This window comes from Microcoleus sp. Z1_B2, assembly GCF_036700325.1.
Lineage (GTDB): Bacteria > Cyanobacteriota > Cyanobacteriia > Cyanobacteriales > Microcoleaceae > Microcoleus.
In genome coordinates, this window is record NZ_JAUBOQ010000097.1 from 1 (window position 1) to 5717 (window position 5717).

The following is a 5717-nucleotide window of genomic DNA, read 5'->3' on the forward strand; positions in this document are numbered from 1 at the left end:
CCTCTTTTAACTATGGGGTCTTTTTTTCGGCCCAAATACGGCTTTGGGGCGGACTATTTCCCCCGCATGGGTATAAGAAGTGCGATTCGTTGAAACGTGAATCACGGTGAATGCCCGTGCGCGACTTGAAATAAATGGTCGTTTAGTCTGGAGAGCCCTCTTCCTTAGAGGATTCACACCCTCTACCCCTATGTAAAAGACTCCATAAGAGTCCGGTCACGGTCAAGTAAGCCATGAAACAACCGGAATGCAGATCACAAATGTACTTAGTGCTACTAGCCTAAAGTAGTTCAGAGGCTAAGGGGAGTTCCCAGGGGGAACGCATCTTATTGAACACTGTTCATCAGTGGTGAGTATATTTTGAGATAAATTCACCATTCAAAGAAGCTACCGACACGCTTTGTAATGACTTTTTAGCGGGACTTAAACAAAAAATACGGTGAAAATACGTTATAATGCTTGCATAGCAAGCATATAACGTTAAAGAATGACCAAGGGTAATTGCTCAACTAGGGAAAAAAGGGAGCCATCAGTAGAGAGAGCTTGTTGAATAGATTGATAAGCCGTCAAGCCATGACGGTTGCCAGTATTAACAACTGAACGAACAGCAGCAAACAAATCTCGCCCCCATGAAGAACGGAAGCCATTGGTCACACGGCGAAATATCACGCTCATCCGAATCGCCTGTTCACTACTATTATTCGTTGGTGGAATCCCCGCCTCTTCCAGAAATAGAAATAAATTGTCCATCAGCCCACCGTAACGTTTTCGTAACCGGATACCATCCGGATCATGTAGCGCTAAATTTAAAATCCCGGTTAATCTTTCCTGTAAATTTTCTCGGTATCGCTTGAGTCTGGCATCGTCGATTTTTTCTCGTCGTCGATGGATGATAAAAGCTCTTAATAATAATCTCTTCATCGCTGGGGCAAAAATCCTGTCCCCAGCGTCAATCGCATATTGGCAATCCCGCAATTGATGAGCCAAACACACTTGCCATTGTGGTGCGGGGTGATTTTTTTGAGCGCTAAATAAATCTGACACCCAGATATCGGGCATTGGTAACAAGTTAAAAGGGAGTAGATTTTGTCAATACCTCTTGGGATAGAAATATTATTAAATGATAATGATAATCAAATAGGGGAAGAGTGAGAGAGTCCGCCGCAGGCGGACTCTCTCACCCGATCGCGATTATCATTATTAATAAGTTGTGTGCTCGATTGGCGTTGCATCGCGATCGATAATAATGGTGGGCGATGGATAATAGTGGCGGGCGATGGATAATAATGGTGGGCGATGGATAATAGTGGCGGGCGATGGATAATAATGGTGGGCGATGGATAATAATGGTGGGCGATCGATAATAATGGCGGACGATCGATAATAATGGCGGACGATCAATAATAGTTGCATATCCCCAGCACGGCAGCGTCGGGGCAAGCATAATAGTTGCACCACCTTGGGGAGACCGAAGGATATAATTGACAAATAATTGAGCGATTGTGTAGGTCAGTAAATATGGCTAAAAGTCAAAAAACCAACCGTGACCATGCCAAAAAAACCACAAGGCCGATGGTGGAAGACGAGGAGATTGCCTCACAACTATCGGCATTACTAACACCGGCCATTACCTCACAAGAAAATTACTACCGTCAACTGGGTTTGCGAGGGAGAATTCTCAACTTACCGTTGATGGTAGCAGCAGTATTAACTTTGCTGTGGCGAGACGTAGCTGGAGTAACAGAACTCACAAGAATGTTGGCAAGAGCGGGTTTTTTGCGGTGCCGACCCACAACAGTCACTCAACAAGCAATGTCTCAAAGATTTTTAAGTTTTCCTGCCACATTATTTGAAGGAGTCTTCAAAAATTTATGGCGTTGCTGAATCAAGGTATGAATGCCCCAGGAATGGGAATATCGTCAAACTTCAAGTAATGTATTAATAACTTAATAGAATGCTTGAGCATTTCCTCACATTTAGAATAACAAAGAGTCTTACGATGTAGCCGAGCCAAATAATGTCTTAGTCTGGTATTTTCCCCTTCTACTCTGGTCATATAAGTCTTGCTAATAATCTGATCCCCATCAGGAATAAACATGGGATATACAGACCATCCATCAGTTACATAAAAATAGCATTTCCATGCACTTACTTTCTCCCATAATGGTTCAAATGTCTTAGCGCTATGATCCCCTAATACCCATCCTAAAATTCCTGGTTGAAAGTGGTCAACCGCTGTCCACAACCATATCCTGTCTGTTTTTTTTTACATAAGTTTGTAATTCATCGAGTTCACCAACTTCTGGGATGACTTCAGGGTCATAAACATCTGGCAACAGTTTTCCGACTTGTTTTACCCAATTTATTACGCTCGGTATGATGAACACCCTTAACTCGTTCTATCGCACGTAAACCCATACCATTGACATACATTTTTAGGCAATCACGTTTGATGGCCTCGCTATAACCTCGCTGGGGTTCATACTGATTGAGGAATTGACGACCACATTGGACACAAATGTGATTCTGTTTTCCTTTTTTATTGCCGTTTTTACGGATATGGGTTGATTTACATCCCACATTCCGCAGTTCTGGCTTTGATGACTAAGGATTTTCATACCTTCACTGTAGGAAAAATATCTGTGCCTACCTTTTCTAATTTTAGTATCATTTTTTTGCGATTTTGGCGAAATATAAGAAATTGGAATTCACAGATATTGCCTAATATATTCATTAGGCAATATCTGAACTCATTCTCCCTAAATAAGACATCACAATTCCGGCAACATGAGTGTTCTGTTGCCAACAATTTGAATTTATTTAACAATATTTTCCGGTTTGTTTTCCGAGTTACCCATCTTCAACTATTAAATAATATTGACCGCAAACCTTTCCTAAATAATTTAATATCTCCCGACGTTCCTTTGTTAAGTTGCTTATTTGTTCGGCTCCATTGAGGTTGACTAAATGTACGGCTTGAAACATCTGAAATACCCACCGCATTGTCGGTTTATTTGTCATTTTCTTGACCTGGTTTCTGATGCTGGCATTGGCTGATTCTAATTCTTGTCTCAACTTTCTTTGGGCGAGATTATATACTAATAAACATACTCCCATTATCATGGCAATTGCTTCTACTCTCTCGGTTTTTTTCACGAAGACGCTTGATGTGAAAAATAATGGGTCTTTTAAAAATCTAAATCCTCTTTCGTTACTTTGTTGGTCTTTGTATTCTTCTAATATCTGCTGGTTGGTTATTTCGTTTTTATCTAAAATGTTTGTTGCCAGTATAAATCTCCCTGTTTTAATTTTTTCGGCGGATATTATTTCGGGTCTCGTTTCTATTTTACCGATTATTTGATAGGCTATTGTGTCTATATCACTAGCTTTTTTGGCTGGTGTTTTTTGTTTTTTATGGCTTTTTTCTTGACATTCAATTTCGGTAATCTGGTGATATTTCCATGTGTCTGATAGATTTTTTATGGCGGTTTCTGCGTCGGCAACGCAGGCAAATTTTTGCCGGTAAAGCTTGCGTAGTGCGGCTTGGGCCCTTGATTGTTGTTTGTTTACTTGTTTGTCTATTTGTTTGATGCTTGCTTGTTTCCTGAGTTCACTTTCTATGACTAACCATCTTTGTTTTATGTTTCCATATTCGCTAGCTCTTTCGGCTATCTTATATCCTTTTTTTGAGCTTGATTGCCATTCGCTTTCTTGGATGTCTACGATTTGCTCTTGGGCTGATTTTATGCTTAATGGGACTCTTGTTATCCATTTGATTCCTGTCATTGCTGATAGGTTTTCCCTGGTGTATAAGGCGCTGTCTGCTACGCAGATTCCTTCAAATGTCCACTGTTTTTTGAATTCTTTTAGTCTTGATACGAATACGCTTTTGTCGTCGATGTTTCCTGAATCTATTTTTAGATATAGTGGTATGTCTCCGTCTCCTGTTACAATCATGTCTATGATAAATTGTTTCAGGTCTGGTCGATGGTCTCTGGAATATCCGTGAACTATTTCTATTGGTTTCATTTCTGATGTTTCTGGTCCGGGTTCTTTTTCTGTTTGGTCGCTGTTTTTAACTTGGGTTTTATATTCTCCTTGTACATACATTGAACTTCCATCTAAATGGATGCTGTTCATTTTTACTTGGAATTTATGGGCGGCTTTCATGGCGATTGTTGTGAAGAGTTTTGTTCCACTTGATAATATTTGTCGAGAGCTCTTCCCAGTCTATCGTCGTTTAGATGTTCGGGTAGTATTCCCTTTCCGATTAGATGTGATGTTGCTTTTCCTACAAAAAATTCCTCGAATATGTATAATGGGGCGCTTAAAAAGCCTAGTCCATTCAAAATCATTGCTTTCATGACTTGTCCTGGGCTGAGCATTTCTTGGGTTGTTATTCCTACTATTTTATTGACTTCTTCTACTAATTCCATCTCGTCTATTATCCCTGCTACTATTCCTAAATGGTCTAAATTTAGGACTTTTATGGCTTCTTGATGCTCATTCATGGTTTTTTCCTCTTGGCTCCTCATTCGTTCATTGTATCTCAAAAAAGCCTGAAGTGATTACTGGGTAATCACTTCAGGCTTGAATTTTTAAATTTTATAACCATCAATTCTATTTAAAGACCTGCGGAATGTGGGTTACATTCTGGGCATTGCATAAATTATTCCTCCTATTCATACTCTAACTCAGCAACGCCAAATTTATTACCAAGTTTAAGAACTGCTTGGTACCAGAGAAATCAACGACCTTTACCAGAAAGCATTAAATTTGCCTTGACCAAATTTTCGAGTATTTGGATAGTAGATAGTTCAACGCTCGAAGCATTGTTTTGCAAGCTCAAAAGCCTGGAAGATATACCAAAAGGGCAGTTGGCAGGAAAGATGGCAACAGTCATAGATTTAATGACCAGGCTTCCTGTTGATATTTGGTTTCGGGAAAACTAAGCAAGCTTCTGATGTTAAGATTGAAGAAAATATCCTGCAATTAGTACCAGCAAATACTTTACTATTACTGGATAGGGGATTTGATCATTTTAGCTTTTGGCTCAGATTAATTGAAAGAGATATCCACTTAGTTACGCGCTTAAAAAAAGGAGCAGCAATTCAAGTACAGCAAGTATTTACCAAAAGTTACGACCTGAAATATAGTCTGGTACGTTTGGGTTCAGGAACAGCAAAAACACCATTTATTACCTTACGACTGATTGAAATTCGTTCGGGTAAAGCTTGGCATTCTTATTTGACAAGCGTACTAGATCCTCATGTATTACCACCCTACGTTGTGGCAGATTTATATCGCAGGCGCTGGAGAATTGAAGAGGCTTTTAATACCGTAAAAAGGCTGTTGTGATTAAGTTATTTGTGGACGGGTTCTCTTAACGGGATTCAGCTTCAAATTTGGGGGAGTTGGATATTTTATGCAATCTTTGTCGATTTAGGTGATGCCGTTGCTGACCAACTCTCTTTACCAATAGATTCGATTTTGTTAGAGATGATTTACCGGGGTCTTTACCATTTTTATGTAGCCCGCCAACAAGGTAAGGCAACCGATCCGCGAGAGTATTTTGCTGCGCCTGAAAATCTGTAGTTTAGACTAACCAAAGATGAGAGCGGTGGCTTTCAGAAGAACTAGAGCCACCGCGCCGGGAGAGAATAAGGGTGAAAAAGAAAACCTATCCACTCCCTAAATGAACAGTGAACGATTAAAGG

Annotated in this window: 2 protein-coding genes and 4 pseudogenes; 2 read left to right on the top strand and 4 right to left on the bottom strand. The window is 40.0% G+C overall.

All coding sequences use genetic code 11. The annotated features are described in order from the left end of the window. Window positions 1–480 precede the first annotated feature (480 nt). Window positions 481–1059 carry an IS66 family transposase gene (locus QT984_RS29400; protein ID WP_333212828.1) on the bottom strand — a complete coding sequence of 193 codons (579 nt, stop codon included), beginning with the start codon at window positions 1057–1059 and terminating at the stop codon, window positions 481–483. Between the two features lie 141 nt (window positions 1060–1200). Next, the gene (locus QT984_RS29405; RefSeq protein ID WP_333058578.1) at window positions 1201–1413 is read right to left on the bottom strand and encodes a hypothetical protein; all 213 of its coding nucleotides are present in this window, start codon (window positions 1411–1413) and stop codon (window positions 1201–1203) included. Window positions 1414–1572: 159 nt separating this feature from the next. Between QT984_RS29405 and QT984_RS29410 the strand changes: the two are divergent. Beyond that, a pseudogene (locus QT984_RS29410) lies at window positions 1573–1872 on the top strand (IS4 family transposase); the annotation flags it as partial. A gap of 13 nt (window positions 1873–1885) precedes the next feature. Here the strand turns inward: QT984_RS29410 and QT984_RS29415 are convergent. Next, a pseudogene (locus QT984_RS29415) lies at window positions 1886–2589 on the bottom strand (IS1 family transposase). A gap of 261 nt (window positions 2590–2850) precedes the next feature. Next, a pseudogene (locus tag QT984_RS29420) lies at window positions 2851–4511 on the bottom strand (IS1634 family transposase). A gap of 195 nt (window positions 4512–4706) precedes the next feature. Here QT984_RS29420 and QT984_RS29425 point away from each other — a divergent pair. Next, window positions 4707–5589: pseudogene (locus tag QT984_RS29425) on the top strand (IS4 family transposase); the annotation flags it as partial. Window positions 5590–5717 lie beyond the last annotated feature (128 nt).